Source organism: Streptomyces sp. NPDC047079, assembly GCF_040643755.1.
GTDB lineage: Bacteria > Actinomycetota > Actinomycetes > Streptomycetales > Streptomycetaceae > Streptomyces.
Genome location: NZ_JBEYUZ010000015.1, coordinates 1 through 25,992, shown reverse-complemented (window position 1 = coordinate 25,992; position 25,992 = coordinate 1). Strand labels below are relative to the sequence as shown.

The 25,992-nt window shown below is 71.4% G+C and carries 24 protein-coding genes and 2 pseudogenes; 11 read left to right on the top strand and 15 right to left on the bottom strand.

The window, feature by feature from the left end; translation table 11 throughout:
- Window positions 1-39: 39 nt before the first annotated feature.
- Window positions 40-2,112, bottom strand: a complete 2,073-nt coding sequence (locus tag ABZ823_RS20185) for an ATP-binding protein (RefSeq protein WP_361661826.1) — start codon at window positions 2,110-2,112, stop codon at window positions 40-42.
- Between the two features lie 515 nt (window positions 2,113-2,627).
- Here ABZ823_RS20185 and ABZ823_RS20180 point away from each other — a divergent pair.
- Together ABZ823_RS20180 and ABZ823_RS20175 are read left to right on the top strand one after the other, a co-directional pair.
- Window positions 2,628-3,014 (top strand): MarR family transcriptional regulator, encoded by a 387-nt coding sequence (locus tag ABZ823_RS20180; RefSeq protein WP_361662207.1) that lies wholly within the window; start codon window positions 2,628-2,630, stop codon window positions 3,012-3,014.
- Between the two features lie 76 nt (window positions 3,015-3,090).
- Entirely contained in the window at window positions 3,091-4,812 is a 1,722-nt protein-coding gene (locus ABZ823_RS20175) for an MFS transporter (protein WP_361661823.1), read from the top strand.
- Window positions 4,813-4,856: 44 nt separating this feature from the next.
- On the opposite strand, the gene ABZ823_RS20170 is transcribed toward ABZ823_RS20175, so the two are convergent.
- Window positions 4,857-5,024 carry a hypothetical protein gene (locus ABZ823_RS20170; protein WP_361661820.1) on the bottom strand — a complete coding sequence of 56 codons (168 nt, stop codon included), beginning with the start codon at window positions 5,022-5,024 and terminating at the stop codon, window positions 4,857-4,859.
- 149 nt (window positions 5,025-5,173) lie between these two features.
- On the opposite strand from ABZ823_RS20170, the gene ABZ823_RS20165 reads away from it, so the two are divergent.
- The 5 genes and pseudogenes from ABZ823_RS20165 to ABZ823_RS20145 all read left to right on the top strand — a co-directional run bounded on the left by ABZ823_RS20165 (window position 5,174) and on the right by ABZ823_RS20145 (window position 7,106).
- Entirely contained in the window at window positions 5,174-5,872 is a 699-nt protein-coding gene (locus tag ABZ823_RS20165) for a hypothetical protein (RefSeq protein WP_361661817.1), read from the top strand.
- Window positions 5,853-6,140, top strand: a pseudogene (locus ABZ823_RS20160) (hypothetical protein); the annotation flags it as partial. The gene ABZ823_RS20165 and the pseudogene ABZ823_RS20160, both read left to right, overlap by 20 nt.
- Complete coding sequence (locus tag ABZ823_RS20155) at window positions 6,141-6,320, top strand: hypothetical protein (RefSeq protein ID WP_361662229.1); 180 nt, start codon at window positions 6,141-6,143, stop codon at window positions 6,318-6,320. It abuts the pseudogene before it with no gap.
- 29 nt (window positions 6,321-6,349) lie between these two features.
- Complete coding sequence (locus ABZ823_RS20150; RefSeq protein ID WP_361662204.1) at window positions 6,350-6,742, top strand: (2Fe-2S) ferredoxin domain-containing protein; 393 nt, start codon at window positions 6,350-6,352, stop codon at window positions 6,740-6,742.
- A 4-nt stretch (window positions 6,743-6,746) separates the two neighbouring features.
- Window positions 6,747-7,106: a metalloregulator ArsR/SmtB family transcription factor gene (locus ABZ823_RS20145; protein ID WP_361662201.1), complete on the top strand. Its 360-nt coding sequence runs from the start codon at window positions 6,747-6,749 to the stop codon at window positions 7,104-7,106.
- 139 nt (window positions 7,107-7,245) lie between these two features.
- Here ABZ823_RS20145 and ABZ823_RS20140 read toward each other — a convergent pair.
- A pseudogene (locus tag ABZ823_RS20140) lies at window positions 7,246-7,341 on the bottom strand (L28 family ribosomal protein); the annotation flags it as partial.
- 84 nt (window positions 7,342-7,425) lie between these two features.
- On the opposite strand from ABZ823_RS20140, the gene ABZ823_RS20135 reads away from it, so the two are divergent.
- Window positions 7,426-7,986, top strand: a complete 561-nt coding sequence (locus tag ABZ823_RS20135) for a GNAT family N-acetyltransferase (RefSeq protein ID WP_361661814.1) — start codon at window positions 7,426-7,428, stop codon at window positions 7,984-7,986.
- A 63-nt stretch (window positions 7,987-8,049) separates the two neighbouring features.
- On the opposite strand, the gene ABZ823_RS20130 is transcribed toward ABZ823_RS20135, so the two are convergent.
- From ABZ823_RS20130 to ABZ823_RS20110, 5 genes are all read right to left on the bottom strand, one after another.
- Window positions 8,050-8,817, bottom strand: a complete 768-nt coding sequence (locus tag ABZ823_RS20130; protein ID WP_361661811.1) for a class I SAM-dependent methyltransferase — start codon at window positions 8,815-8,817, stop codon at window positions 8,050-8,052.
- 85 nt (window positions 8,818-8,902) lie between these two features.
- Complete coding sequence (locus ABZ823_RS20125; RefSeq protein WP_361661808.1) at window positions 8,903-10,129, bottom strand: aminotransferase class V-fold PLP-dependent enzyme; 1,227 nt, start codon at window positions 10,127-10,129, stop codon at window positions 8,903-8,905.
- Window positions 10,126-11,463, bottom strand: coding sequence for a pyridoxal-phosphate dependent enzyme (locus ABZ823_RS20120; RefSeq protein WP_361661806.1), 1,338 nt, complete (start codon window positions 11,461-11,463; stop codon window positions 10,126-10,128). The genes ABZ823_RS20125 and ABZ823_RS20120 overlap by 4 nt, the downstream gene beginning before the upstream one ends.
- Complete coding sequence (locus tag ABZ823_RS20115; protein WP_361661804.1) at window positions 11,460-12,959, bottom strand: Y4yA family PLP-dependent enzyme; 1,500 nt, start codon at window positions 12,957-12,959, stop codon at window positions 11,460-11,462. Before ABZ823_RS20115 ends, ABZ823_RS20120 begins: the two co-directional genes overlap by 4 nt.
- A gap of 669 nt (window positions 12,960-13,628) precedes the next feature.
- Complete coding sequence (locus ABZ823_RS20110; RefSeq protein WP_361661801.1) at window positions 13,629-14,864, bottom strand: MBL fold metallo-hydrolase; 1,236 nt, start codon at window positions 14,862-14,864, stop codon at window positions 13,629-13,631.
- A 384-nt stretch (window positions 14,865-15,248) separates the two neighbouring features.
- Between ABZ823_RS20110 and ABZ823_RS20105 the strand changes: the two genes are divergently transcribed.
- Both ABZ823_RS20105 and ABZ823_RS20100 read left to right on the top strand, forming a co-directional pair.
- Window positions 15,249-16,412 (top strand): Glu/Leu/Phe/Val dehydrogenase dimerization domain-containing protein, encoded by a 1,164-nt coding sequence (locus ABZ823_RS20105; RefSeq protein ID WP_361661798.1) that lies wholly within the window; start codon window positions 15,249-15,251, stop codon window positions 16,410-16,412.
- A 14-nt stretch (window positions 16,413-16,426) separates the two neighbouring features.
- Window positions 16,427-17,044: a TetR family transcriptional regulator C-terminal domain-containing protein gene (locus tag ABZ823_RS20100; protein ID WP_361661795.1), complete on the top strand. Its 618-nt coding sequence runs from the start codon at window positions 16,427-16,429 to the stop codon at window positions 17,042-17,044.
- A gap of 346 nt (window positions 17,045-17,390) precedes the next feature.
- On the opposite strand, the gene ABZ823_RS20095 is transcribed toward ABZ823_RS20100, so the two are convergent.
- The gene (locus ABZ823_RS20095) at window positions 17,391-18,176 is read right to left on the bottom strand and encodes an SGNH/GDSL hydrolase family protein (protein ID WP_361662198.1); all 786 of its coding nucleotides are present in this window, start codon (window positions 18,174-18,176) and stop codon (window positions 17,391-17,393) included.
- 181 nt (window positions 18,177-18,357) lie between these two features.
- Window positions 18,358-20,430 (bottom strand): alpha-galactosidase, encoded by a 2,073-nt coding sequence (locus ABZ823_RS20090; protein ID WP_361661792.1) that lies wholly within the window; start codon window positions 20,428-20,430, stop codon window positions 18,358-18,360.
- A gap of 214 nt (window positions 20,431-20,644) precedes the next feature.
- Here ABZ823_RS20090 and ABZ823_RS20085 point away from each other — a divergent pair, with 214 nt between their 5' ends.
- Window positions 20,645-21,442 (top strand): tyrosine-protein phosphatase, encoded by a 798-nt coding sequence (locus tag ABZ823_RS20085; protein WP_361661789.1) that lies wholly within the window; start codon window positions 20,645-20,647, stop codon window positions 21,440-21,442.
- A gap of 38 nt (window positions 21,443-21,480) precedes the next feature.
- Here ABZ823_RS20085 and ABZ823_RS20080 read toward each other — a convergent pair whose 3' ends face one another.
- The 5 genes from ABZ823_RS20080 to ABZ823_RS20060 form a co-directional block, all read right to left on the bottom strand.
- The gene (locus ABZ823_RS20080) at window positions 21,481-21,600 is read right to left on the bottom strand and encodes a DUF6126 family protein (protein ID WP_361661786.1); all 120 of its coding nucleotides are present in this window, start codon (window positions 21,598-21,600) and stop codon (window positions 21,481-21,483) included.
- The gene (locus ABZ823_RS20075) at window positions 21,597-22,214 is read right to left on the bottom strand and encodes an XRE family transcriptional regulator (RefSeq protein ID WP_361661782.1); all 618 of its coding nucleotides are present in this window, start codon (window positions 22,212-22,214) and stop codon (window positions 21,597-21,599) included. Before ABZ823_RS20075 ends, ABZ823_RS20080 begins: the two co-directional genes overlap by 4 nt.
- A 72-nt stretch (window positions 22,215-22,286) precedes the next feature.
- Window positions 22,287-23,684 carry an aspartate aminotransferase family protein gene (locus ABZ823_RS20070; protein ID WP_361661779.1) on the bottom strand — a complete coding sequence of 466 codons (1,398 nt, stop codon included), beginning with the start codon at window positions 23,682-23,684 and terminating at the stop codon, window positions 22,287-22,289.
- Entirely contained in the window at window positions 23,681-25,576 is a 1,896-nt protein-coding gene (gene dxs / locus ABZ823_RS20065; RefSeq protein WP_361661775.1) for a 1-deoxy-D-xylulose-5-phosphate synthase, read from the bottom strand. The genes ABZ823_RS20070 and dxs overlap by 4 nt, the downstream gene beginning before the upstream one ends.
- 29 nt (window positions 25,577-25,605) lie before the next feature.
- The coding region (locus ABZ823_RS20060) for a flavodoxin-dependent (E)-4-hydroxy-3-methylbut-2-enyl-diphosphate synthase (protein WP_361661772.1) at window positions 25,606-25,992 on the bottom strand (387 nt) is incomplete at its 5' end.

Sequence of the window (25,992 nt, the reverse complement as noted above, 5' to 3'; positions counted from 1 at the left end):
GGGTACGCAGGTCCTCGAGAGCGGGTGGGGTGGGGGCGGTCATCCGGCGGCCGGGTTCCCCTGGTGACGCCCCGTCAGGTCTCGGTCGAGCGAGCGCGGGTCGGCGGCGCTCCCCTGATGACGCGCCGTCAGGTCGCGGTCGGGCGTGCGCGGCTCGGCGGGCTCCGGGCGGGCGGCCGTCTCGGCGGGGCCCGGCTCCGACTGCTGCCGCGCCTCCGCGAGGAGGATGCCCCGCTGGAATGCGGCCATCAGGCCCGGGTCATGGCCGGCGAGCTGGTCGGTCCCCTGACGGACGGGCACGGCGGGGCCCCCGCGGAGCTGGGGCGCGATGTGTTCCTGGGCGCGTCTGCGGGGCAGTTGCGGCTTGCTGACGGTGCCGCGCACGACGCCCGTCCGCGGCGCCGGATGTCCGCCCGTGGTCTCGAAGTGCCCGCCGGCGAGCTCCACATGTCTGCCGGTGTTCTCCACAACGGCCGGACGGTCGCCGGGGCGGACGCCGGGCCGTGCCTCGGCGGGGTTGGAACGCGGGGCGTCGGCGTCGCGCACGGGCAGCGGCGACCGCGCCCCGCCGGCCGGGACCGCCCGCTCCCGTGACTGCCGGAGTTCGGGTGGCACGGGATGCTCCGACGCGCCGGGCGAAGGGCGCAAGGCCCGGCTGTCCCATGGCGGCGGTGCCGGGGCATGCGTGGCCGCGGCATCCCCTTCCCCCGCGCTGGTGACGCCGGAGGGCGCGAGCGGTGCCCTCCCGGTGCGCGTCCCTGACGACACGACCGGTGCCGTGCCCGTATGCGTCCCTGACGACACGACCGGTGCCGTGCCCGTATGCGTCTCGTGCCCACCGGGCGCTGCCGGCCTCAGGTCCGTCCTCGGCGGCACGGCCGGCGTCATGGCTCCGGCCGCGCCGGGAGCCGTTCCGAGCAGGCCCTGCGGCAGCACGAGGACCGCTTGGACACCGCCGTAGATGTTGGTCTGCAACCGGACGTGGATGCCATGGCGGCGGGCCAGCTGGGAGACCACGAACATGCCGATGCGGCCGTCCGCCAGCAGGCCGGCGACGTTGACCTGATCGGGGTCGGTGAGCAGGGCGTTCATCCTGTGCAGCTCGGCCGGTGGCATGCCGAGCCCGCGGTCCTCGACCTCCACGGCGAGCCCCGAGGTGACAAGGCCCGCCCGCAGCAGCACCTGGGTGTGCGGCGCCGAGAACACCGTGGCGTTCTCGACGAGTTCCGCGAGCAGGTGGATCACGTCGGCGACGGCGTGCCCGCGCAGGGTGCCCTCGATCGGCGGCACGAGTCTGACCCGCGCGTACTGCTCGACCTCCGCGGTCGCCGAACGCAGCACCTCGGTCATGGGCACGGGGGTGGTCCACTGGCGGCGGGAGACGGCGCCGCCGAGCACCGCGAGGTTCTCGGCGTGACGCCGGACGCGGGTGGCGAGGTGGTCGACGTGGAAGAGGCCCTTGAGCAGGTCGGGGTCCTCGATCTCGTTCTCCAGCTCGTCGAGGATCGAGATCTCCCGGTGCACCAGGGACTGGAGACGCCGGGCGAGGTTGACGAACACCTCCAGTTTCTGTTCGCTCCCGGTCCGGCTGGAGAGCTGTGCGGCCTGCACGACCGCGGCGACGGCGCCTTCGCGGGCGCGCGCCAGCTCGGCGGCGAGCAGCTCGAAGTCGTCGGCGTCCTCGGCGGGTCTGCCGTGTGTCCTGCGCTCGGGCGGCACCTCCCCGCGGCGGAGTGTCTCGACGAGGGCGTGCAGGTCGGCCTCGCCGCGGGCGCTGGCGCCGCGCAGCGCGTCGAGCCGTTCCCGCACGGAGGCGGCGGTACGTCCGGCGGCCACGGCGGCGGTCACGATGGCCGCGAGGGTCACGGCGAGGGCGCCCGCGAGTACGGCCCAGAGGGTGGGGCTGGGCCGTGCGCCGGTGGTGCGGACGGTGAAGAGCACGACGGCACAGGCGCTGAGGGTCACGGCGACGGGCGGCAGGACGGCCAGGCGCAGCAACTGGGGCCGCATTGCGGCCTCTCCGGGCGGCGGGGTGGTGTGGGGGGCCGGTCGCCCGTGCCGCCCGCCCTCACGGCGGTCTGCGCGTGCGGCCGGTGCGCGGAGGTGAGACATCGGCGTCCTCGTACTGGGTGCGTCGGGGCGTGGGGCTCCCGCGGGTCTGCGCGACTCGGGCGTGCGGCATCGCGGTGCCGGTCGAGAGAGCCGTGAATTACGGCGCTGCGTCGACTGACGGCAACTCAGAGTAGTCGCCCTGCGGGCACGTGCGGTGGGCTGTTGATAAGTCCTCCGCAGAGCTTCCCGCCCTGGTATGAGGCCTCGTACGACAGGCCGATAACCGCGCCAGAGATTCGCTCGCAACCGCTCTGGAGGCGATCAGAGCCGGTCACAAGCGGTCGTAAGCAAAGGAGGGGCCAGCGAGCCCCAGGGACCCTCCAGCACGCCCCAGACCTATTGATTCGCCCTACATCCAGATGCATAATGCGCTTATGCATAAGCGAGTTATGGACTCTGCTCGGCCCGAGGCCTCGTCGGAGGCCTCACAGGAGGCCTCGCCCGAGGTTCCGCAGGTTCCGTCCGATGTCTCGCCCGAGGTCTCGTCCGAAGCCCTGATCATCGCCGTGGAGCGGATGGTCCGCTACGTCCGTCACAGCGCCACCACCGGCGGCCTGAGCACCGCCGCCTCGTCCGCCCTGGCCCGCCTGGGGCGGGAAGGTCCGTACCGGCTGACCGACCTGGCCCGGGCCGAGGGCGTGTCCCAGCCCAACATGACCCAGCTCGTCACGCGCATGGAACGCGCGGGCCTGGTACGGCGGATAACCGACAGCACCGACGGACGGGGCGTCCTGGTGGAGGTCACCGAGACCGGGCTGACCGTCTTCCGGCAGCGGCGCGCCGAGCGCGCAGACGCCCTGGAGCAGCTGATCGGGGAGCTGACCGAGCCGGAACAGCGCGCGGTGAAGGTGGCACTGCCGGCCCTCGCCCGCGCGATCCAGGACCGCCAAAGGCGCTCCTGACCGCCCCCGTCGCGACTGACTCCTCGTCACGCCCCCCACCACCCCTGTCACACCTCACTCGGGAGGAAAAGCGCGCATGAGCGCTCCGCACGGAGGAGCCACGAGCCCCTTCAAGCAGCCCAAGGCCGTCTGGGCAGTCGCCTTCGCCTGTGTCATCTCGTTCATGGGCATCGGCCTGGTGGACCCGATCCTGCCCGCCCTGGCCGAGAGCCTGCACGCCTCGCCCAGCCAGGTCTCCCTGCTGTTCAGCAGCTATCTCATCGTCACCGCGGTGGCGATGCTGATCGTCGGCTGGGTCTCGAGCCGCATCGGCGCCAAACGCACCCTCGTCGCCGGGCTCGCGGTCATCGTCGTCTTCTCCGCCCTCGCAGGCACCTCCGGATCCATCAACGGGATCGTCGGTTTCCGCGCGGGATGGGGCCTGGGGAACGCCCTGTTCATCGCCACCTCCCTGGCCGTCATCGTGGCCTCCGCCAGCGGCGGCTTCGGCGGCGCGATCATCCTCTACGAGTCCGCGCTCGGACTCGGCATAGCCGTGGGGCCGCTGCTGGGCGGGGAGTTGGGGGCCATCAGCTGGCGCGGGCCGTTCTTCGGCGTCGCCGTGCTGATGGCCATCGCCCTGGTCGCTACTCTCGCCTTCGTCCCCGCCCCGCCCAAGCCGGAGCGCCCCACCTCGCCGATCGCCCCGCTCAAGGCACTGCGCCACCGTGGCCTGCTGACCATGGGCATCATGGCCCTGCTGTACAACTGGGGCTTCTTCACGATGCTCGGCTACGCCCCCTACCCCATGAAGCTGAGTGCCCATCAGCTGGGTCTGGTGTTCACGGGCTGGGGCCTGCTCGTGGCCGCGTTCAGCGTCTTCTTCGCCCCGCGCCTGCAAGCCCGTTACGGCACCGCTCCGGTGCTGTACGCCAACCTGCTGGGCCTTGGCATCGTGATGGCCGTCATCGCCGCCGGAGTGAGCACCCCGGCGGTGGTCGTCGTGGCGGTCATCGTCAGCGGCGCCTTCATCGGCATCAACAACACCCTGACCACCCAGGCCGTCATGCTGGTCTCCCCCGTCGAGCGCCCCGTGGCCTCCTCCGCCTACGGCTTCCTGCGCTTCATCGGTGGCGGCCTGGCCCCGTATGTCGCCGGCAAGCTGGCCGACGCCACCGACCTGAGCGTCCCCTTCTACCTGGGCGCCGCCACGTTCCTCCTGGCCATCCCCGTGCTGGCCGGCGGCCACCGTCTGCTCCGCCGGGCCGAACAGCACACCGGTGAAGGACGGCCTGTCACCCCCACCCTGACCCCCGTCGGCATCCCGGTCACGGCCGACGCGTCTCCTGTCGTGGTCGCCGTCGGGGACCACGACAGGGCCGCCGTGACCGTCGACACGGCGGCACGGCTCGCCCTCGGCACCGGCGGCCCCTTGGAGGTCGTCCACGTTCTGCAAACCGCCGTCGTCGAGGAACAGGCCGTCGACACCGAGGACTTCGACCAGGCCCGCACCGCCGTCACCGCTCATCTCGACCGGCTCGCCGCACAGGGCATATCCGCCACGGGCCAGATACTGGCCTCCGTCGGCGACCACGCCGCGGCCGGCCGAGCCCTCGCCCGGCACGCCGCCGAGATCCACGCATCGACGGTCGCCGTGGGACGCTCGCCGCGCGGACCGCTCGCCCAGTTCGCCGACGGCAGCTTCACCACCGCCCTCACCCACGCCGCCGACTGCACCGTGCTGCTCGTCGACCCGGACCACGCCCCTCGCCCGCTGACCGCGTCGGCCCTGGCGGAGCTGCGCAACAGCCCGGCCTGAAGGGGCTGACCCGTGGTCATCACCCGGGGGCGGCCGGGCAGGGCTCAGCAGCCTTGCGAGGCGGAGGCGCGATCCGCTGCCGCGTGTACGGCGGGGAGAAGGTTCGCGAGCCGTTCGAGCTGGTCGCGCTGGGAGCGCAGGTCCACAGCGGCGAGGCGGGCGACGATGCGCCGGGCGCCGGCGGCGACGTACCGTCCCAGGCGCTCGAGCACCTGGCCGGAACACCGGGCTGAGGCCGCTGAGTCGATCGCGTCGGCCTTGCGGCCGATGGCTCGCAGGGCGGCGGGGAGCAGACCGCGCAGGGTGAGGACTGTGGCTTACGCCACAGCGGACGGGGCGTGCACCTGATGGGGTGATCCGCATGACCGACGGAATCACCTGGCTCGCCGAACCCAAGTCGATCGACTGGGGCGGATACAGCGTCGTCATCGCCCTGGACCTCGCCGGAGAGGAACTGGCAGCGCGTGTCGCCGCCGGCCGGTACGGCCGGAACAAGCAGCTGCCGCGGTTTCTCGGGAGCCTCACCGGATGGCAGGCCGATGACGTGATGAGCGGCCTGTTCGGGGACACCCACGACGCCATAGCCCTCCGCTACGGAGAGATCGACGAGTGGTCCTATGTCGTCCAGCACGGTTTCTGGTACGGGGAGTTCGGCCCGGAGCCGCCCGTCTCGCGAGGCGGCGCCCACGTCTACCGCCTGTGGTACGAGGAAGAGAACGGCAAGCCCGTCCCCCCGTACTTCTCCTACGAGCACGACGGCCGCACCATGTGCACGTTCAACCTCCACCTCGACGGCTCATGGGGACCTGGCAGAGTCGACGGCGACGCGGACGTCGTGTCCGCGCTCGAAGCGGAACTCACGGCCGCGGGACTGCCCCTCGACGACCCCGACAGGCACGGGGACGACCGCCGCGCGGTGCACCGCACATGTCTGGGCGTCATCGAACGACACTTCGGCCTCACCCTGCCCCGCGACGAGATCCTCGACAGCCCGCTGCCCACCCTGCTGATGAAGGCGAACGTCGCCAAGTGTCCCTTCTGTGGCGCTCGGCCCTCCTGAGAACCACACCCTGACGGCTCGAAGCCGGCGCCGGGTGCGACACCGGCGCCGGCTTCCGTCCGCAAGGCGTCGGCCACGCGCTTCAGCCTGTCCGCCGCGCCTGACACCGCATTCGGTAGAGCACACCGTCGAACTGACCGGCCTGTGCGCCGACTGCCGACCGGCGGGCACCGCGCCGCGTTCCCTGCGCTGTCACGAGACGGTCACCGCGCTGGCGTGGCGTCCCGGGGGTGCGGGTCATCTGGCCAGCGGAGGCCACGACGGAACCGTGGCGCTGTGGCACGCCACGGCCTGGCCGCCCCAGGCGCGGCTGTCACCGGCGCGCACGTTGGAGGGCGTCGGCGCGGCCGTGGCGGCGCTCGCCTGGGCCGGCCTGCGTCTGCTGATCGCCGCTCACCGGGACGGCCGGGTCCGGGCGTACGGCGTATCCTCCAGGACCGCCCTGTGAGCCCCCGTACGCCGGGGACACCCCGCACGGTGACGATCGGCGCCGCTCGGGGCAGGCCCTGCACGCTGGTCGTCTGCCGGGGCTGCTGCTGCGGCAACGCCCGCAAGCACCCCGGCAGCGACCACGCCTGGCAGCTGGAGCGGCTGCGCGCCGCAGCGGCCGAAAACGGCTTCGCCGTCCGTACGACGGACTGCCTCGGGCCCTGCGACCAGGCCAATGTCATCGTTGTGCAGCCCTCCGCGGCCGGCCGGCGGGCCGGGGGCAGAGCCACCTGGATCGGCTTCGCCATGGACGACGACTGCACGGAGGACGTACTGCGCTGGGCGGCCGCGGGCGGGCCGGGAGTGGTGGCACCTCCGGCCACGCTGGAGCTGCAGTTCGTCCGTCCGCCCCGTGAGGCCCGGAACCGTGCACGCCGGTGATCCGGTGCGAGTGGTGGAGGCGGGCGGCGTCGCGGCGGCCGCCCGCCTGGACGAGGGCACGGCGGCATCCGTGGCCACCACGCTCCAGGCCCTGGCCGCGCCCTCCCGGCTGCTGATTCTCAGCGCCTTGCGGCAGGCGGACGCCTCGGGCCTCTCCGTGACCGAACTCGCCGCCGTGATCGGCATGGAACAGTCCGCCGTCTCCCACCAGCTGCGCTTGCTGCGGGCGCTGGGCCTGGTCACCGGACGGCGCGACGGCCGGCGCGTCGTCTACCGCCTCTACGACGACCACGTCGCCCAGCTCCTGGACCAGGCCGTCCACCACGTCGAGCACCTGCGGCTCGGCATCCGCGCCCCCCGCTGAGCCTGCGGTCGGACCGGCACGCGGCCCTCGCGCGGACGAACGGCGACGACCGCGGACGCGTACCCCTCGACGGGCACACCTCCAGCCGCCTCCACCCGCTCAGTGCCCGAAGTTCCCCGAGCCGGCGATAGCCGGACCATGATGGGCTGAAGCGGCGGGAGGTGCGCCGGTGCGAAGGGGAGATGCGCTTGCCGAACCCCGGCTGGGCGCCGGTCAGTTGGCAGTGGGCCAACACAGGATGACCTGCCTCTCGCCGAAGAGGCAACGAACACCCGATGGCCCAGCCCGCGGACGGGGACCGTCTGGCAGGCTGATCGTCATGGCAGCACACAAGGCGGCGAGGGCACCTGAGTTCACACAGATCACCCGGCCCCATGAGCTGACCTGCGACCTGAGGCGAGAGTTGGTCGACTGCTGGGTGACGGTGAGCAATGCCGGCGGGGCGGTCATCCCGCACGGGTTCTCATTGCCGCCGGTGAGTCCGCGGGAGGTAGGGCCGGTGCTCGACCAGATCGTCCACACACTCGATCCGCAACGGAGCAGGCTGCTCGTGGCCACCGTGGAGGGCGTGCTGGCGGGGTGGCTGCTCCTTCGCCGTGATCCGCACCCGCTCGTCGCGCACTGCGGCGTGGTCAACCACGTGCAGACGCACACCAGGTTCCGTGGCCTGGGGATCGGTGCCGCGCTGATGCGCCGCGTCCCTGTCGTCGCCCGCGACGAGATGGGCGTGGAACGGCTGGCGCTCGCCGCGCGCTCCGGCCTGGGGCTCGAGGACTTCTACCGCAAGCTGGGCTGGGTGGAGGTCGGCCGATGGCCGGGGGCGCTGCGGGTGGCCCCCGGTGACGACCGCGACGAGATCCTGATGAGCCTCGCCCTCTGACAGCCGTCCGCACCCCAGCCCGGGAGTCGTCCCCATCGGCTCGGGACGCGCAGGCCGTGCGGATCAGTCCTTGACCGCCACGAGGACTCGACTGTCGCCGAACTGCCAGACCGACGTGACATGGTGAAAGCCCGCCTTCCGCAGAAGTTCGGCATGCCGGGCCGCGGTCAGGTGGTGGCCGCCGCTGCCACGTTCCTGGGCGGCCCGACGCTGCTCTCGCTGGGCGAACAGGTCGGTGAGTTCCGGGTCCTGGGCCGCCTCGGCCCACCAGGACTGCCAGTCCTCGTGCGTGTGCGCGCGTGATCGCTCAGCCCTTCGGCGACCCACATGCGCGGTGATCTCCGAGTTGGGCGAGCCGCTCTCGGGGAAGTGGTCGCCGTTGATGAGGGCGCCGCCGGGCCCGAGAAGCCCGGCGAGGCGGCGATATGTGTGCAGGAGGGCCGGCTCGGCCAGGTAGTGCAGGGCTGTTGTCGAGACGGCCGCGTCGAGAGGGCGGTCCAGGCCGAGTGCGTCGGTCCAGTCGTCGTCGCCGATGACGGCGTCGACGTAGCGGGCGGCGTCCGCGTAGTGGGTGCGGCCGAGTTCCAGGAGGACCGGGTCCATGTCGACGGCGACGATCTCCGCTCCCGGCAAGCGTCCGGCGAGCCGCGCCGCCAGCGAGCCCGGCCCGCAGCCCAGGTCGAGCAGGAGCGGCCGCCCGCAGTCGGCGGTCACGTGCTCGACCACATCGGCGATCACGGTGAACCGCTCCTCACGGTCGACGGCGTAACGCTGCTGTTGCCGTTCCCAGCGCTCCACCCACATTTTGGCCGTCGCCATGCTCACGCCCATCTGGTCGCGCACCCCTTCCGTCTCTCACCTGTCGCGGTCACCGTCGAATCTACAGGTGGAAACGGTTTTCGATTCTATTTGGAACTCAATCGAGTGACGCCAGGACCGCCAGCAGACGGTCGACTTCGTCCACGGTGTTGTAGACGTGGAGGCTGACCCGCACCGAGCCGTCCTTCTTCTCCTCGGCGCCGGCCTGGCAGAGGCTGTCGGCCCGAACCATGAAACCCTCGCTGAACAGGATGAAGCCCAGGTCGTCGGATGGAATGCCGCGATGGCGGAAGGTGACGATGCCGTGGCGCCGTTGCCGGACGGGCAGCGCGGAGTCGGCGGCCAGGCTGGACTGGCAGCCCAGGATCTCGTAGGAGGCGAGGTGCCGGAGTCCGTCGGTCAGCCGGGTCGCGAGGGTGACCGTCCATCGCGCGATCCGCTCGATGTCCGCCGTCTCCAGCCAGTCGAGTGCCGCCTCCAGCGAGGCGATGCCCACCGTGTTGGGGGTGCCCTGCCAGCCGCCGGGCTCGAAGGCCGGCCCGCGTGCGTTGCGCGCCCAGACCGCCCCCGTACCGGGCAGCGCCAGCGCCTTGTGTCCCGAGAAGACCACGAAGTCCACATCGAGCGCCGCCTCGGCGACGGAGACCGGCAGATGGCCGACGCTCTGGGCGGCGTCCAGACAGATCGGTACCTCGGGGCCGACAACCTCTCGGATGCGGTGCACGTTCATGTCGCCGCCGTACACGTGGTGGAGGTGCGTGGCGGCGACGAAACGGGTACGGGGGCCGACGACCTGGCCCATCACCCGGTGGTCGTAGTCTCCCGACTCGGCCTGGTACGGCAGCCCCCGCACGCGTACGTCGATTCCCCGGTCGGCCAGCAGCCTCTGGGCTTCCAGCCAGGGGTCCAGATTGGCCCGGTGGTCGGCGAAGGGGACCAGGATCTCGTCGCCGTCGGAGAGAAACGAGGTGAGCCAGTCCCGGGCGATGGTGCGCAGTCCCTCGCTGGTGCCGCTGGTGAAGTGGACGGCGGACCGCTGCGGATCCGGGTCTTCGAGGAACTCCTTGACCCGCCGGCGGGTGCGCTCCACCAACTCCGTGGTCCGGTTGGCCCACGGGTAGGTACCTCGCCCCGCGTTGGCGTTCGACGTCGTCAGGTATGACTGAACCGCTTCCAGTACCGCCCGGGGCTTCTGTGCGGTGGCCGCGCTGTCGAGGTACGCCAGGTCGGGGTGAGCGGTGATGATGGGGAACTGCTCCCGCACCTCGCGCTGCCAGGCCGCGTCGGCCTGCTCTTCCCCGTGGCGGGGATGCACGGCGCTCATTCCCGTACCAGCGGCGCGCCCGCGTCCCGCCAGGCGATGATGCCGCCCGCCAGGCTGCGCACGTCGGGATGGCCCATCCGGGTCAGCAGCGCGGCAAACCGGGCGGACTTCTCACCGACCGGGCAGGCCAGCAGCACGGGCTTCCGCTTGCTGAAGGGCAGCCCGTCGCGCACGAGTTCCTCGAAGAGCTCGTCGACGATGTTGACCGAACCCTCGATGTGCAGCGCGGCGTACGCGTGCGGGCCCCGCAGGTCGACGACGAGCGGGCGCGGCTCTCCGTCGGCGATCCACCGCCGGGCGGCGTCGGTGTCGATGATCCGGGCCTCGGCTCGAACCTCGGCCTCGGTGAGGGCCGCGGCGGAGTGCCCTCGGCGGGGTGTGCCCAGAAGCTCGGGCCTGCGTTGTCGTACGTAGCTCAAGTAGCTCTCAGCACGGTCGCAGACGATGAAGACCGCTGTCCGGCGTCGCTCCGACTCGGGCAACGCCGCGTCCACCGCTCGCAGATGACGTATCGCACCTTGGTAGGCGGCACCGCCCGTGGGTCCGGAGAGCAGTCCGCAGCGGCGGACGAGGGTGAGCATTCCGTCGATGGCCTCCTGCGACGTAACCGACTCGATGGTGTCGTAGGTCGCCGGGTCGAACAGGCCCACCTGGTGTACCTCGTCGATGGTGCGGATGCCGGGGATGAAGTCCGACTTGTGGGCGACCAGGCCAAGGACCCGTACCTCTGGGTCGTGTTCGCGCAGCACCCTGGCCACGCCGGTCGACGAACCCGCCGTGCCCACGCAGGCGATGAACCAGTCCGGTGCCCGCCCGTCCAGGTCCTTGACGATCTCCGGGCCGGTGCCGGACGCGTGTGCCTCGGTGTTGCGCGGGTTGAAGTACTGGTCGGTGTGCAGATACGTGCTTCCCGGCTCGGCGAGCGCCTGGTGGAAGCGGGTCAGTGGATCGTCCGTGTCGGTGGGGTCCAGGCACTCGCTCTGCCCGGGCAGCTCCTCGATCTCGGCGCCCAGCAGCAGGAGCAGCTCCTTGATCTCCGGCACCCGCATCCGGTTGGTCACGCTCTTGAAGTGCAGCCCGTGCATCCCGGCCAGGAGGGCGAGTGCCTTGGCCGTGTTGCCGCTGGAGAGTTCCACGACCGTCTCCCCGCCGTCGGCGGCGGCCTCGAGAAGCGGGCGCGTCATGTTCCAGGCGGGCCGGTCCTTGACCGAGCCGAAGGGGTTGAGCATCTCCAGCTTCGCGTACAGGTCGATGTGGCGCAGGCCGTGCACGGCCGGGTCGATGCGGACCAGCGGCGTGTTGCCGATGGCCTCCGTGATGCTGTCGTACCTCATGCCAACGCTCCCCCGGAGTGTGGGATCGGCCAGTACTCGTCGTCCAGGCACCAGCGCCAGGAGCCCCCCTCGTCCACGACCGCGACCGTGCGGGCGAGCGGCTGCCGCTGTGCGTGGTGGGCGTGGAAGTCCATCGCGTAGCCCGCGGTGTTGGCGAAGGCCAACAGATCACCGGGGTGCGGGCGCCGGGGAAGGAAGACCATGCGGCGTGTGATCAGATCCGCCTCCAGGCAGAGATTGCCGACGAGATATACCCCCACCGGGCCCTCACCGCTCTCCCCTGCCGCCCCAGTGCGCGGGAGCAGGACGGGGTCGACGAGTACGCCGTGTTCCTCCAGGCTCATGTCCCCGGCGTTCATGCCCAGCCGCACCAGATACTCCCCGGTCCCCTCCCCCGTTCGCCGTACGTCGAGGACCCTCGCCAGCGAGAGTCCGCACTGGTCGACGAGAGCGCGGCCCGGTTCGGCGCACAGGTCGTACATGTGCTCAAGGAGCAGGGTGGCGGGCGGGCGGCCCAGGGAGGGCGCGGGCAGTGAGAGCAACTCGGCGAGGTAGTCGGGCCCGGCGGTGGGGCGGTACGCCGGGTACAGGGCCGCGGTCCCGCGCACCGTGCCGCCCTCGTTGCGCAGCCCGTAGCCGTGCCCGCGCCAGGTCAGGGCCGGACGGGTGCCGAGCACGGCCTCGGTCAGCGCGGTGGTGTAGCGGTCCCATTCTGCCGCGTCGGCGACGTAACCGACTCCGAAGCCGCCGCCGATGTCGACGACGCGCGGCGCCAGGCCCCTGGCACGGCACTCGTCCATGACCATCACACAGCGTTCCAGCGCACGGACCTTCTCCGCGAGGCCGGTGGTGTCCAGGTGGTACGCGATGCCGGTCAACTCCACCGCGTCACAGTGCCGTTCGACCGCCGACAGCAGTTCCCCCACCTCGCCCGCCGGCGAGCCGAAGCGGCTGCGCCGTGAGAGCACCCGCACACCGGACTCGTCCGGGCCTCCCGCCGACTCGAACCCGGAGAGCCGCAGCAGGACATCGACCCGGGGAAGGGCGTACTTCCGCACCAGCTCGGCCAGTTGCTCGAGCTCGCGGCGCGAGTCCAGGTTCACCGTCACCCCGAGGCGAGCCGCCAGCCACAGGAAATCCGGGTCCTTGGGGCCGGTGGCCATGATCCGGTCCGGTGTGAATCCGCAGCCCAGGGCGTGGCGCAGCTCCCCGAGTGAGGCGACGTCGACACCGACGGCAGCCGGGTCCTCCGCCGCCAATCGCCGCACCAGGGAACTGGACTGGTTCGCCTTGTGCGCGAAGTACACCCGTCCGGACAGGTGGTGTGCGCGGTAGACGTCATGGAACCGTCGTGCGTTCTCGGCTGTCCGTTCCGGCAGCAGCACGTTGAGCGGGGAGCCGAGCGCATCGACAAGCGAGTGGAGGAATGGTCCGGCATCCAGCAGCGAGGTGAGCGGGGGTTCGAGTCGTGGCCGCAGACACAGGGGCTCACCCACGACAGATCCTCCCCCTCGGCACCGGTCGACCGTCACTCCGCCCACCGTTCGGGCGTAATCATTTCCGCCTACAAACGCGTTAAAGCCCCGGCGCGCGACCTGACGTCATTCGTACGGACGGGCCCGGACCACCCAGTGGTCCGGGCCCGCTCGTGGCGCAGGCGAGAGGCGTCAGCCGTCGGCATACCTGGGATGGGGAGCCACGCTTCGAAGCTTCTCGCACGTCTCTTCGATCTCTCGCTCGGGGAGGAACTGCCCGGTGACACCGGCTCCCGCGCGCAGCCAGACCTCGTCTCCCTGAGACCGCGTAGCCCGCTGCGCAGCGAGTGCTAGGCGGCGGAGCGGCACCGGTCGGCCGTCAACGTCGAGGCTCCCGACGGCCGGACGCCCCCGGCCGGAGAGCGGGTGCACCGCCCGACGGGAATTGCCCTCGCGATCGGCCGTCTACGGGACTCCGATGCATAGGCACAGCTCGGCAACCCACGATATGTGTGCGGATGACAACCCGGAACGGCCCCTTCGGGGTCGGCGAGGGCCTGAACTGCTAGGCGCCCGCCGAACACTCCTGGCGGGGCGCCCCGTCGAACGCGCGCACCACACGGTCGCGCTCTTGAGGCGGGAGACGATCCAGCAGGCGCACGATCCTGCTGAGGTCGTCCTCACTCGCCGTCACCGATCACCCGCAAGGTCAAGATCGTCCACTCGGGCCTCGGCAGGAGCCTGCACCAGCTGGGGCCGACGCCACGGGTGGGCGATGGGCCGGGACACCGCGCGCCACCAGGGGTCCGTGGGAAGGTGGCCAGCGGGCTCGAAGGGCTCGCCGGGCCTGGGGAAGGCTACGGTCTGCCCGGCCTCCTCTGCGGCGTCCTGGATCCACTCCCCCGGCTCAGCCCACGCATGGAAGGCCAGGTTGAACGTCCCCCAGTGGATCGGCAGCAGCACCCCGTGCGGCTTGCCTCCCTGCAGGTCAAGGTGGCTCTGGACCCCTTGCGAGGGGTTCATGTGGATGTCCGGCCACGGGCCCGGCAGCGGCGTCGAATCCGTGTGGTTCCTGGGCCAGAACTCGGAATAGGCGCCGATCTGGATCATCGTGGCGTCGAAGGGGCCGTGCGCGGCACCGATGTCCTTGAAGCCGTCGAAGTAGCCGGTGTCACCGCTGTGGTAGATCCGGTGCAGGTCGCCTGCCACGGACCACGACGCCCACAGCGTGTGCTGGGCGTTGCGCAGGCCGCGACCGCAGAAGTGACGGGCCGGCGTGGCGGTCAGGGTGATGCCGCCGACCTTGGTCGACTCGTGCCAGTCCAGCTCGCGCAGCCGGTCCGCGGACACGCCCCAGTGCTCGAGGTGGGCGCCGACGCCGAGGGGTATCGCGAAGACGGTGTCCGTACCGGCCAGGGCCTTGATGGTGGGCAGGTCGAGGTGGTCGTAGTGGTCGTGGGAGATGACGACGACGTCGACCGGGCCGAGCGCGGCCAGCGGCAGGGGCACCGGGTGCAGGCGCCTCGGGCCGGCGAAGTCGAAGGGGGAGCAGCGCTCGCCCCACACCGGGTCGAAGAGCACCCGGTGCCCGTCGATCTCGGCGAGCACACTGGAGTGCCCCATCCAGGTCAGCCGCAGGCCGCTCGCCGGGGGCTTCGCCAGGTCGGCGTACGTCGTCGGGTACACGGGGACCGTGCCGGTCGGGACGCGGCGTGCCCGGGAGTCCTTGCGGAGGAAAACCTTCGCCAGCTCCAGCGTGGAGTTCCCGGACGGGCGGATCCGGGTGCCTTCCGGGTTCACGAAGACGCCGTCCGCGAAATGCGGCGATTTGCGGATACGCGCCAGGCGCTCCCCGCTCGGATCCGCGCCGAAGGCGGCGGGCCGCAGCGCGCGGAGCCCAGAGCTCAGGGAACCGGAACCGGTCACGGGACCTCCAGTGGAGTCGGTGAGGCTTTCCATTATGGGTGGGCCCTCTGACAGTGCCGGGTCGGCCGGGGCACAGCGCGAGGTACCCGGCTTCCGGCGCGATGCGCGGGCGCGGATGTCACATCCGCCTCGAGGTGCTCCACGCCCGTAGCACCCAACCTCGCGCCGCGCGTTCTTCTTCCGCGCTGCACGTCCCTCTTCCGCGCCGCGCGTCCCTCTTCCGCGCCGCGCGTCCCTCTTCCGCGCCGCGCGTCCCTCTTCCGCCTGGCGGGAGCGGCGTGCCACCGCCCGCGTACGCCCCGGACCTCCCCCGGGACCGCCGCATGCAACTGAACAGTGGTTCAGTAGAGTCTGCGTGTGAACAGTGATAGGGACGCTCCCCTCATGACGCTCGTCTGGACCGACCACGTCACCGGTCGGCGCGGGTACCTCGTCGTCGACCGGCTTGTACGGGGGGTCGCGAGCGGTGGTCTGCGGATGCGGCCGGGCTGCACGCTGGACGAGGTCGCCGGGCTGGCCCGGGGCATGACCATGAAGGAGGCGCTGCACTACAACCCCGAGGGCCGGTATGTCCCGCTCGGCGGCGCCAAGGGCGGCATCGACTGCGATCCCCGGGCCCCGGAGGCGTACGACGTCCTCGTGCGCTATCTGCGCGCCATGAAGCCGTACATCGAGAGCGTCTGGACCACCGGCGAGGACTTGGGGCTCACCCAGGACCTGGTGGACCGGGCGGCCGCCGAGGCGGGGCTCGTGTCGTCGGTGCAGGCGGTGTATCCGCTGCTCGACGACGAGGCGGAGGCGCGCCGGCGGCTCGCGGACGCGTTCGCGGTCGAGGTGGACGGGATCGGCCTGGACGAGCTGGTCGGCGGGTGTGGAGTCGCCGAGTCCGTCCTCACCGCCCTGGACCGGGCCGGCGTCCCGTACGCGGGATGCCGTGTCGCCGTGCAGGGGCTCGGCACCATGGGCGGGGCCACGGCACGCTTCCTGGCACGCGCGGGGCTCACGGTCGTCGCCGTCGCCGACGTCAAGGGCACGATCGCCAACCCGGACGGACTGGATGTGGAGGCGCTGCTCGCCGCACGCGACGCGTACGGAACGGTGGACCGCGCGGCGTTGCGTCCCGTCGACCGGGAACTGCCGGGCGAGGCCTGGCTGTCGGCGGAGGCGGAGGTGCTCGTGCCGGCGGCGGTGTCGTACGCGGTCGACCCGGTCAACCAGGAGGCCATCGGTGCCCGGTGGATCGTGGAGGCGGCCAACATGCCCGTGGTACCCGAGGCGGAGGAGCTGCTCGCGGCGCGCGGGGTGAGCGTACTGCCGGACGTGGTGGTCAACTCCGGGACCAACGCCTGGTGGTGGTGGACGCTGTTCGGCGACATAGGTGCGGATGCCGACGAGGCGTTCACGTACACGCGGCGCGCGATGCGGGCCCTGGTCGGCCGGATGCTCGACCGCGCGGAGGCCGACGGGACGAGTCCGCGGGCGGCCGCGCACGCGCTGGTGGCGGAACGGCTGCCGGTCATCGCGGAGCGGTTCGGGTGCTACCGGTGACGTAGTGTTGCCGCGTGACGAGGGTGCGGTTGAGCGTGGCCCAGCGGCGCGAGGAGCTGCTCCGGGCCGCCGTCGGGCAGATCGAGGCGCGGGGCGTGGCGGCGGTGCGGATCGCCGATGTGGCCTCGGCTCTCGGGGTGAGCAACGCGCTGGTGCTGTATCACTTCTCGACCAAGGAGAAGCTGGTCGCGGAGGCCTTCGCATACGCCGCCGAGGACGATCTCGCCCATCTGCGCAAGCTGCTGGGCCGGCGCTCCTCTGCGCTGCGCCGGCTCCGGGCGGCGGTGCGTTGGTACGCGCCGACCGGTCAGGCCAAGGGCTGGCGGCTGTGGATCGAGGGCTGGGCGGCGGCGCTGCGCGAACCCGCGCTGCGGGAGGTCACGCGGGACCTCGACCGGCAGTGGAAGGCCGCGATCACCGAGGTCGTGGCGGAGGGGGTGGCTGCGGGCGAGTTTCACTGCCCCGACCCGGCGGCCGCGGCACTGCGGCTGACCGCGCTGCTCGACGGGCTGGCCGTGCAGATGACGGCCTACGAGGGCACGGTCTCACGCACACGCGCCCAGGAGTGGGTGGACGAAGCGCTCGCCCGCGAACTGGGCGTGGAGCGCGCGGAGTTGACGACTAGGAGCTGATCGACCCGCATCGCCCGCGCCTCGCGGGGAGGCCGGGGCCGACGTGCGCCCTTCGCGAAGGCCGGAGCTCACGCCCGCGGCCCGGGCTCGGGGCCCGGGCCGCAGCCGAAGCGGCGATCCGAATCGGACCATCGCGCGAGCCGGTCGTCCCGCCGCCCGCGCGACCCGGCTCGGACCGCCGCGCGACCCGCATCCGACCACCCGCACGACCCGGCTCAGACCGCCCACGCGACCCGGCTCAGACCACCCAGGCGACCCGGCTCAGACCGCCCACGCGACCCGGCTCAGACCACCCACGGGACCCACATCCGACCGTCCCGCCCACGCGGTCCGCCGGACGATCGCTTCAGACGGCCTGCGCGATCCGCACCTTGATGTCGTCCGGCGACAGGGCACCCTTCGCCACCACACGATCCCCGGAGGACTCACCGCGCAGTCGGCGCCCGATCCACGGGACCAGGTGCTCGCGCGCCCAGTGGATGTCGTCGCGCCGTACCTCGAACGTGCCGCGCGGCGGCAGCGGTGGCCACGGCTGATCCGGATCGGCCGGCACCTCGACGCCGAGCACCTGGCCCGCCCGCAGGGCGACCCGGGTGTGCCCCTCGGGTGAGAGGTGGAGTCGGTCGCCGTCCCAGGCGCGCCGGTCCTGGATGGTCTTCAGGGACCACAGGTCCAGCACCGGGCAACCGTACCGGTCGGCGATGGCCCGTACATGCCCGTTGTACGTGGCGATCTTGCCGCGCAGATGCCTGAGCACGGGCACGCCACGGGTGTCGAAGCCGGTGGTGACCATGACCGTGCCGACGGCGGAGGTGAGGTGGGCGACGGCGCGCTCGAAGCGCTCTGCGACCTCGTCGGGGTCGGTGCCGGGCCGGATGATGTCGTTGCCGCCGGCACAGAAGGAGACCAGGTCCGGGGCCAGTTCAAGGGCCTTGGGGACCTGGTCCGCGATGATCTGGTCGAGCAGTTTGCCGCGTACGGCGAGGTTCGTGTACCGGAAGTCGCCCTCGGGACACCGGTCGGCGAGGAGCACCGCGAACCGGTCCGCCCACCCCACGAACTGTCCGTCGGGGCCGGGGTCGCCCACGCCCTCGGTGAAGCTGTCCCCCACCGCCACGTACGACCCGATCACTGATCTGTTGTCATTCTTCGAATCGTCTGCCACGTCGGATCATGATTCACCTTCGGATGTGAGCTACGCGACCGTAGGCAAGGGTTGACGGACGGTGAGATAGACCACTCGACGCATTCGGGCCGATCCGGAATAAGCACCTGAGCGGGGGTGTTGGGCGGCCTTACACGCCCCGGAGAACTCAGAGGCGGCGCAGCCGGATGAGCGTCGCGTCGAAGTCGCCGTGCAGTTCCGGCCGCAGACCGTGGTGCGCCAGTACGGCACCGCGATGCAGTTCGCCCGTTTCGCGGCATTCGTACGTCGCCGCGGGGTCGAGGCCGCGCAGCCGCAGCGGCGGGACCGGCTCGCCGTAGTGCTGCGCCTGGAGCAGGGCGAGGACGACGGTCTCGTCACCCAGGACGTACTGGACCGCACTGAGGCCTCCCTCCGGCGGCCGCAGCCGGTAGAGGTCGCCCCGCTGCACAACGGGGCGGATCTCTTTGTAGAGACCCACCCAGTCCCGGGCCTCGGCCAGTTCCCCTTCCGTCCACTCCGTCAGGTCGCCGCCGACACCGAGCACCCCGGCCATGGCGCTCACGAACCGGAAGCGCAGTGAGCTGACCCGGCCGTTGAGCTGGGTGTTGGGGCTGTCGGTGACCCAGGCGGCCATGACCCGGGCCGGGTGGATCTGGCTGAAGCCGTGCTGGATGGCGAGCCGGTCGAGCGGGTCGGTGTTGTCGGAGGCCCACACCTGGTCCGTACGACTCATGATGCCGAGGTCGACGCGTCCCCCGCCGCCCGAGCAGGACTCGAAGGCGACCTGGGGGTGCGCGGCCCGCAGCCGGTCCAACAGGCCGTAGAGAGCGCGCACATGATCGACCCACAACCGCTGCGGATACGCCTCGCCGGGCCAGCCCGCGTCGGTGAAGCAGCGGTTGAAGTCCCACTTCACATAGTCGATCGGGGCGCTGGAGAGCAGCCCGTCCAGCTGCTCCCACAGGTATTCCTGGACGTCCGGGCGCGCCACGTTGAGTACGAGCTGATTGCGGAACTCCGTCCGCTGTCGCCCGGCTTGATACTGGATCCAGTCGGGGTGGGCGCGGTAGAGATCGCTGTCCGCGTTGACCATTTCGGGCTCGACCCAGATGCCGAACTGCATTCCCAGGGCGTGCACATCGTCGGCGAGGGGCTTCAGTCCGCCCGGGAAGCGGTCGGGGTTGGGGGCCCAGTCGCCGAGCCCGGCCCGGTCGCTGGTGCGCGCTCCGAACCAGCCGTCGTCGACCACGAACAGCTCGACGCCCATCGCCGCGGCCCGCCGCGCCAGCGCCCGCTGCTGCTCCTCGGAGATGCCGAAGCCGGTCGCCTCCCAGGAGTTGTAGAGCACGGGCCGGTCCTGGTCGGCATCCGGGATGACATGCTCGCGCTGGTACCCGTGCCAGGCGCGGCTCGCGCCGCCGAAACCGCCGTCGCTCCACAGTCCGGCGAAGACGGGGGTGGTGTACGTCTCCCCCTCGGCCAGGCGCAGCAGGCCCGAGTCGTCGTATCCGGCTCCGCCGGTGATCTGCACCCGGGCGTCGGGAAGCTGGGCGACGGCGATCCGCCAGCTGCCCGACCAGGCCAGCGCGCAGCCGTAGACCTCGCCGTGCTCCTCGGTGGCGTCCGTGTCGAGCGCGACCCACGGAAGGTGCTGGTGCCCGGTGTGGCCGCGCCGACTGCCGATGACCTTGTCGCCGTAGGCGAGGTGGGACCGTACGAGCCGGGACTCGGCCGCCCAGCGGCCGTGCAGCTGCGACAGCCGCCAGCCCTCACGCTCGGGCAGGGTCCAGGTGGCCGAGTCGGCGCGCAGGAGTTCCACCGGGGCGGGGCCGTCGTTGGCGAGAGTCACCCAGCGCTCGACGACATCGCCGCGCATCCGGTAGTGGAGGGTGATCAGCAGTCCGGCGTCGGTGAACCGCAACCGCAGTTCCTCGCCGTGGGCCTCGTAGGCGTCGAACGCCCACTCGGTGCCGCGGCGCTCTTCGGTGCGGACGGACAGGGCGGGACGTACGAACCGGGGGCCGCCCTCGACCGGGTACTCCTCGCGGCCGTCCAGCGGGGACTCGAAGGGCCAGTACCGGGGTGCGGGCAGTGCGGCGAGGGCCTCCGCGTCGGCGAGGGCGATGCGGGGGCCCCAGTGCAGATGGAGCAGCTCGTCGCCATCGGTGAGCCGCAACGCGTAGCTGCTCCCGGGCCCCGACAGCAGCCAGGTACGACCGTCAGCGCCGATCTCCAACATGCGACCCCCCACAGATCCGAACAGGTGCGATCAGGCCTCAACATCATCGGCCCTGAGAGGGCTCACGGGCAACGGCTTCGCGCGGGTTCCGGCCCGGCAGCCGTCGGATCCCATCCGTGGTGGTCGCCTGGTGATTGCCTGATGAACCGATGTCGTATCGTCGAAGCGCGGCCCGTCGGCGAGCAGCGTCGACGGACGGATGGGAGGAGCCCCCGTGACGCAGCAGGTCCCGTCTACCGAGCCCGAGCTGACCGGAGTGCGCAACTTCCGCGACGTGGGCGGCCTGCCGACCGTGGACGGGCGGCGCGTACGGAACGGCGTGCTGTTCCGCAGCGGCCACCTCGCGCATGCGACGGAAAAGGACGCGGCGTTCCTCTCCTCCCTCGGCCTGCACACGGTCTTCGACTTCCGCAACGCGGCCGACAAGAAGCTGGAGGGGCCGGACGTCGAACTGCCGGGTGTGCGGAACGTCAACCTTCCGCTGACCGACCCGGCGGACGGGGCCGAGTTCTGGAAGATGGTCCGCAACGGCGACCTGGAGCAGTTGCGCGGGCTGCTCTCCGACGGCAAGGCCGCGAACCGCATGATCGCCTCGTACCGCACGATCGTCCGGGAGCGCACGGCCGAGCACTCCCAGGTGCTGCACGCTCTGGCCGAGGACAGCGTGCCCGCGCTGATGCACTGTGCCGCGGGCAAGGACCGCGCGGGCCTGTCGATCGCGGTGACGCTCCTCGCCCTCGGGGTGGAGCGGGAGGCGATCGTCGCGGACTATCTGGAGTCCAACGCCAAGCACCGCCGGTACAAGGTGTATCGCAACGGCTCGTCGCCCGACGCGTACTCGCCCGAGGTGATGGAGCTGCTCAGCCCCCTGTTCGACGCGCGGGTCGAGTACCTGGCGGCGGCGCTCGAGACCGTGGAGGAGACCTGGGGCGGCGTGGACGCCTATCTGGAGCGGGGGCTCGGTGTGACTCCGCAGGTGCGGGAGCGGCTGCGCGGGCGGCTGCTGGACTGAGCGGCCCGGCCGCCGGACCGGGCGGCGCCGGCCCGGTCCTACTTCGCGCCCACCTGGAACAGCAGGTAGATGAAGGCGGCGAAGAGATGGCCGACCGCGATGTAGATGATCAGACGCACCCACAGGGCGCGGGGGAACTTCTCTTCCATGTCGCTCATGGCGTTTCTCCTGGGTGAGGGCCGAGGCAGAGCGCGGAGGCCGGGCTCTGCAGCAGGGTGTGGACGAAGAGCAGCTCGGTCCCGCCTTGGTCGGCGGCCGCCAGGCGGTGCGGGGTCAGCGAGTCGAAGTGGGCGCTGTCCCCCGGCGCGAGCACCTGGGCGGTGTCACCGAGGCGCAGGCGCAGGCGTCCCTTGAGGACATACAGCCACTCCTCGCCGGGGTGGACGCGCACGATGTCGCCCTGGGTGCCGTACGGGACGTGGACACGGAGGGCCTGCATCGCGCGTCCGGGCGCGCCGGCCTGCCAGTACGTCCAGCCGCCCGCCCGGGTCGGCTCCATGGCGGGGGCGCGTACGACGGCGTCCCGGTCGGCGACGGTCTCGCCCAGCAATTCGGAGACGGTCGTACCGTAGATACGGGCCAGTGCGAGCAGCATCGGCAGCGAGGGCTGGCGCTGTCCGGTCTCCAGCCGGGACAGGTGCGCGGGCGACAGCCCGGCGGCGCGGGCCGCCGCCTCCAGGGTGAGGGAGGCTCGGCGGCGCAGCGCACGCAGCTGTGGTGCCACGACAGGCAGGTCCTCGGCCGGCCCGGGCTCGGTGTCGGGAGAGCTCATGCCCTCCATTCAGCCGGAGCTTTGCCCCAGGGGCAAATTCCTTGCCTGAGAGGCAAAACCTTCCCGGCCGGGTCAGCGGTTCGCCACCGCCTGCTTGATCAGGGTCTTTCCGAAGTCCCACATCAGCCCGCCGCCGTGCGCGTCGTCCATCACCGCGGTGAAGGCATCCACGAACCGGTCGACCTCCTGCTCGCCGATGATCAGCGGCGGAATCAGCTTGATCACCTCCAGGTGGTCACCGGAGACCTGGGTGAGGACCCGGTGCCGTTGCAGCAGCGGCACGACGACCATCTGCGCGAACAGGCCCTTGCGGGCGGCCTGGAGCATGGTCCACCGTCCGCGCAGCCTGAGGGAGCTGGGCCGGCCGAACTCGATGCCGATCATCAGACCCCGGCCGCGTACGTCGCTGAGCAGCTCGTACTTGTCCACGAGCGCGGTGAGCCGGGACTTCAGCTGCTCTCCGACGGCCCGGACGTTGGCGACGATCTGCTCGTTCTCCATGACGGAGAGGACGGCGAGCCCGGCCGCCATCGCCTGGGCGTTGGACCCGAAGCTCGCCGAGTGCACGAGCACCCGGTCCATGGACGAGTAGACCTTCTTGAAGATCCACTCCTTGCCGAGGGTGGCGCCGACCGGCACGTAGCCGCCGGAGAGCGCCTTCGCCACGCACACCAGGTCCGGTTCGACGCCGTCCTCGTGCTGGTAGGCGTAGAAGTCCCCGGTCCGGCCGAGTCCGGTCTGCACCTCGTCGGCGATCAGCAGCGCCTTGTGCCGGTGCAGCAGTTCCTGGGCGGCGCGCAGGTAGCCGGGCGGGGACTCGTGGACGCCCTTGCCCTGGATCGGCTCGACGATGAGGGCCGCCACGTCCCCCTTGGCCAGCTCCCGGGCCAGGGCGTCGAGGTCGCCGAGCGGGACGGCCGTGTCGGGCAGCAGGGGGGCGAAGCCGTCACGGAAGCCGGATTCGCCGTTCACGGACAGGGACCCGGTGGTCAGCCCGTGGAAGGCGTGGGTGCAGTACAGGATCCGCGGCCTGCCGGTGGCGTACCGGGCGAACTTCAGCGCGGTCTCCACCGCCTCCGTCCCGCTGTTGCCGAAGAACACCCGGTCCAGGTGGGGGCTGTGCGCGAGCAGCTTCTCCGCCAGCAGCCCGGGCAGAGGCTGGCAGTCGAAGCGGGTGAGGTCGGCGAGCTGCGCGTCCAGGACGTCGTGCAGCGCCTTGCGCACCACGGGGTGGTGGCGGCCCAGGCCCATCACCCCGAAGCCGGCGAGCATGTCCAGGTAGTCGTTGCCGTCCGCGTCCCAGAAATGGGCGCCCTCGGCCCGCTCGTAGACCTTGTCGAAGCCGATGGTGTGCAGCATGCGCGGGAGCTGGTGGTTGAGGTACCTCGCGTGCAGCTCGTAGCGCTCGGCCCCGCGCTCGGCCAGGAGCGCGCCGAGGTCGAACTCCCCGTTGCCGGAAGGCGTGGTCATTGCTGTTTCTCCTTGGACAGCTCATCCTTGACGGCCAGGCAGGCGCTGATCCGCCCCGCGATCTCGACGGGCGTGAGGCCGATGTCGGCGAGCACCTCGCCGCGCTTGGCGTGCGCGAGGAACTGCTCCGGGATCCCGAACCGCCTCACGGGTACGTCGACGTCGGCGTCGCCGAGCGCCAGCGCGACGGCGGATCCCACACCGGCGGAGCGGCTGTTGTCCTCGACGACCGCGACCAGCCGGTGGTCGGCGGCCAGGTCCGGCACGGACGGGTCGACGGGCTTGACCCAGCGCGGGTCGACGACCGTGCAGCCGATGCCGCGGGCCTCGAGCAGCTCGGCGGTCTGAAGGCAGACGGGCGCCATGACTCCGACGGCGACCAGCAGCACCTCGGGCCGCTCGGCGCGGTGCAGCACGTCCACGCCGCCCACCCGGTCCACCGCCGGGATCGCCGGGCCCGCCGACTCCTTCGGGAAGCGGATCAGGGTCGGCGCGTCGTCGACCGCTACCGCCTCCCGCAGCTGCGCCCGCAGCTGGTCGGCGTCGCGCGGTGCGGCGATCCTCAGGCCCGGCACGACCTGGAGGACCGACATGTCCCACATGCCGTTGTGCGACGGTCCGTCGACGCCCGTGACCCCGGCCCGGTCGAGGACGAAGGTGACGCCGCAGCGGTGCAGGGCGACATCCATGAGCAGCTGGTCGAAGGCGCGGTTGAGGAAGGTCGCGTAGACGGCGACGACGGGGTGCAGCCCGCCGGTCGCGAGCCCGGCCGCGGACACCGCCGCGTGCTGCTCGGCTATGCCGACGTCCCACACCCGGTCGGGGAAACGCTCCGCGAACTTGGCGAGGCCCACCGGGTGCAGCATGGCCGCCGTGATGGCCACGACGTCCTCGCGCTCCTCGCCGATGCGCGCGATCTCGTCGCCGAACACCGACGTCCACGAGGGGCCGGCGGGAGGCTTCAGGGGCGCGCAGGTCAGCGGGTCCATCACACCGACGCTGTGGAAGCGGTCTTCCTCGTGGGCGAGCGCGGGCTCGTAGCCGCGTCCCTTCTCGGTCAGGCAGTGGATCACCACCGGTCCATGGAAGCGTTTCGCACGGCGCAGCGCCGCCTCGACGGCCCGGATGTCGTGTCCGTCGATGGGTCCCACGTACTTCAGGCCCAGGTCCTCGAACAGCCCCTGGGGGGCGAACGCGTCCTTGAAGCCCTTCTTCGCGCCGTGCAGGGCCTCGTAGACGGTGTTGCCGACGACGGGCGTGCGCTGGAGCACGTCCTTGCCCCAGGCCAGCACCTTCTCGTAGCCGTCGGTCGTGCGCAGGGCGGCGAGGTGGTTGGCGAGACCGCCGATGGTGGGCGCGTACGAGCGCTCGTTGTCGTTGACGACGATGATCAGCGGGCGGTCCTTGGCGGCGGCGATGTTGTTGAGCGCCTCCCAGGCCATGCCGCCGGTGAGCGCGCCGTCCCCGATGACCGCGACGACATGGCCCTTCTCCCCCTGGACCTGGCGGGCCTTGGCGAGCCCGTCGGCCCAGCCGAGCGCGGTGGAGGCATGGCTGTTCTCGATGATGTCGTGCTCGGACTCCTCGCGCGACGGGTAGCCGGACAGCCCGCCCTTCCCGCGCAGTTTGGAAAAGTCCTGACGGCCGGTCAGAAGTTTGTGTACGTAGCTCTGGTGGCCGGTGTCCCACAGGATGCGGTCCACCGGTGACTCGAAGGCCCGGTGGAGCGCGATGGAGAGTTCCACCACCCCCAGATTGGGCCCCAGGTGACCACCCGTCCTGGCGACCGCGTGGATCAGGAACTCCCTGATCTCCTCGGCCAGTCGACTCAAGTCCGCCTCGGACAGCGCCTTCAGGTCACGTGGTCCCCGGATGCTCTCCAGAATCGTCACGCTCGGGCCCCCTCTCACGTCCGTGCTGTTCAGCTCACGGTGACGGCCGGTCCTCCGGCCCCGGCGCCGTCCTTCTCCATCTGCTCGGCCAGCTTCACGGCCTCCTCGATCAGGGTCTCCACGATCTTCGACTCGGGCACGGTCTTGATGACCTCGCCCTTGACGAAGATCTGACCCTTGCCGTTGCCGGAGGCCACACCGAGATCCGCCTCACGGGCCTCACCCGGACCGTTGACGACACAGCCCATGACCGCCACCCGCAGCGGAACCTCCATACCCGTCAGCCCCGCCGTGACCTCCTCGGCCAGCTTGTACACATCGACCTGCGCACGCCCGCACGACGGACAGGAGACGATCTCCAGACCCCGCTCCCGCAGGCCCAGGGACTCCAGGATCTGGGTGCCGACCTTGACCTC

Excerpts from the sequence above, each read along its gene's own strand:
- ABZ823_RS20120 (WP_361661806.1), bottom strand. The coding sequence starts at position 11,463 with ATGAGGTACGACAGCATCACGGAGGCCATCGGCAACACGCCGCTGGTC.
- ABZ823_RS20175 (WP_361661823.1), top strand. The coding sequence starts at position 3,091 with ATGAGCGCTCCGCACGGAGGAGCCACGAGCCCCTTCAAGCAGCCCAAG.
- ABZ823_RS20165 (WP_361661817.1), top strand. The coding sequence starts at position 5,174 with ATGACCGACGGAATCACCTGGCTCGCCGAACCCAAGTCGATCGACTGG.
- ABZ823_RS20180 (WP_361662207.1), top strand. The coding sequence starts at position 2,628 with ATGGTCCGCTACGTCCGTCACAGCGCCACCACCGGCGGCCTGAGCACC.
- ABZ823_RS20185 (WP_361661826.1), bottom strand. The coding sequence starts at position 2,112 with ATGTCTCACCTCCGCGCACCGGCCGCACGCGCAGACCGCCGTGAGGGC.
- ABZ823_RS20090 (WP_361661792.1), bottom strand. The coding sequence starts at position 20,430 with ATGTTGGAGATCGGCGCTGACGGTCGTACCTGGCTGCTGTCGGGGCCC.
- ABZ823_RS20125 (WP_361661808.1), bottom strand. The coding sequence starts at position 10,129 with ATGAGCGCCGTGCATCCCCGCCACGGGGAAGAGCAGGCCGACGCGGCC.
- ABZ823_RS20080 (WP_361661786.1), bottom strand. The coding sequence starts at position 21,600 with ATGAGCGACATGGAAGAGAAGTTCCCCCGCGCCCTGTGGGTGCGTCTG.
- ABZ823_RS20075 (WP_361661782.1), bottom strand. The coding sequence starts at position 22,214 with ATGAGCTCTCCCGACACCGAGCCCGGGCCGGCCGAGGACCTGCCTGTC.
- ABZ823_RS20105 (WP_361661798.1), top strand. The coding sequence starts at position 15,249 with ATGACGCTCGTCTGGACCGACCACGTCACCGGTCGGCGCGGGTACCTC.
- ABZ823_RS20130 (WP_361661811.1), bottom strand. The coding sequence starts at position 8,817 with ATGGGCGTGAGCATGGCGACGGCCAAAATGTGGGTGGAGCGCTGGGAA.
- ABZ823_RS20070 (WP_361661779.1), bottom strand. The coding sequence starts at position 23,684 with ATGACCACGCCTTCCGGCAACGGGGAGTTCGACCTCGGCGCGCTCCTG.
- ABZ823_RS20135 (WP_361661814.1), top strand. The coding sequence starts at position 7,426 with ATGGCAGCACACAAGGCGGCGAGGGCACCTGAGTTCACACAGATCACC.